Genomic DNA, 1,415 nt, shown 5'->3' with positions numbered 1-1,415 from the left:
TTTATGCCACCGCGACACCGGCCGCCTGGAGCTCCGTGCGGGTGCTGCTGCTGCACGGTGACCACTCCGGCGGGGCGTCGGCCGGCACCGTCGCCGGCGAGTCGGCGCGTCGGGCCGGGCAGGCCCGCGCCGGCCAGGGCGCGTTGGCCCGACTGGCCGCCGAGAGTGGCGCCAGCCTCCAGGTGGTGGACACTCCGGCCGCCGCGCCCATGGAGGACCAGCCGGCGCTCACCCCCGAGCAGGTGGAGTCGGCGCTGCGCTACGGCTGGCGTTTGGCCGAGCAGGCCGCCGACGCCGGCGTACAGCTGCTGGTGCTGGCCGCGTGCGGCGCCGGCACCGAGGCCGCCGCCGCGGCGGTGCTGGCGGCCACCGCGGGCGCGGAACCGCCGGCCGTGCTCGGTCGGGTGATCACCAACTCCGGCGAGATCGACGACGCGGCCTGGATGATCCGCTGCGCGGCGGTACGCGACGCGCTGCACCGCACCCGCCGCTCGCCTCGGGGCGCCAAGGACGTGCTGGCCGAGCTGGGCGGCGGCGATGTGGCGGTGGCCACCGGCGTGCTGCTCGGCGCCACCGCCCGCCGGATGCCGGTGCTGCTGGACGGACCGGTCGGGCTGGCCGCCGGCATGGTCAGCCGCGACCTGGCCGGGCAGGCGCGGCACTGGTGCCTGCTCGCCGACCACGGCGGTCACCCGGCGGTGCGCCTGGCCGCCGACGTGCTCGGCCTCACCCCGCTGCTCGACCTGCGGCTGGACCTCGGCGAGGGGGCCAACGCGCTGGTCGCGCTGCCGCTGCTGCGCTCGGTGCTGTCCCTGGCCGCCGCGCTGCCGGTCCACCCGTCGCTGGCCGGCGATGGAGAGCCGGGCCAGGGCACCGAGGAGCCGGAGGACACCGAACCGGAGGACACCGAACCGGACTACACCGAACCGGAGCCGGCCGGGCCGGGCCCGGCCACCACCGGGGCGGACGAGCAGCCGGCGACGGGTTGGCGTGCCGGCTGAGTCGCGGCTCGCCGCGGGGGCCCGGCTGGCGGTCACCACGTTCAGCACGTTGCCGGTCCGGGCCGGGCGGATCGACCGCCCGGTGGCCGGCACCGCGATGGCGCTCGCCCCGGCGGTCGGCGCCCTGCTCGGCGCGCTGCTGGCCGGCGTCCTGCTGCTGGCCGGGGCGTTCGCTCCCGCGCTGGTGGCCGCCGGTGTGACGGTGGGTGCCGCCGCCCTGCTCACCCGGGGGCTGCACCTGGACGGGCTGGCCGACACCGTGGACGCGCTCGGCTCGTACCGGCGGGGCGCGGCCGCGCTGGAGATCATGAAGAAGCCGGACGTCGGCCCGTTCGGGGTGGTCGCCCTGGTGGTCGTCCTGCTGGTGCAGGCCGCGGCGCTCGCCGAGCTGGCCGGCCGGTCCTGGCCGGCCAG

General features: G+C 78.4%; 2 protein-coding genes. Both read left to right on the top strand.

Going from position 1 to position 1,415, the window contains the following annotated elements:
* On the top strand, positions 1-1,001 hold a 1,001-nt coding region (locus EAD98_RS28485; protein WP_147457515.1), incomplete at its 5' end, for a nicotinate-nucleotide--dimethylbenzimidazole phosphoribosyltransferase.
* Positions 991-1,415 (top strand): adenosylcobinamide-GDP ribazoletransferase (locus EAD98_RS28480; protein ID WP_147457514.1); only part of this gene is annotated, 425 nt, incomplete at its 3' end. The genes EAD98_RS28485 and EAD98_RS28480, both read left to right, overlap by 11 nt.

Source organism: Micromonospora sp. CV4 (genome assembly GCF_003667455.1).
Taxonomy (GTDB): domain Bacteria; phylum Actinomycetota; class Actinomycetes; order Mycobacteriales; family Micromonosporaceae; genus Micromonospora.
The sequence above is the reverse complement of the archived record's forward strand: the minus strand, read 5'-3'. Positions and strand labels throughout refer to the sequence as shown.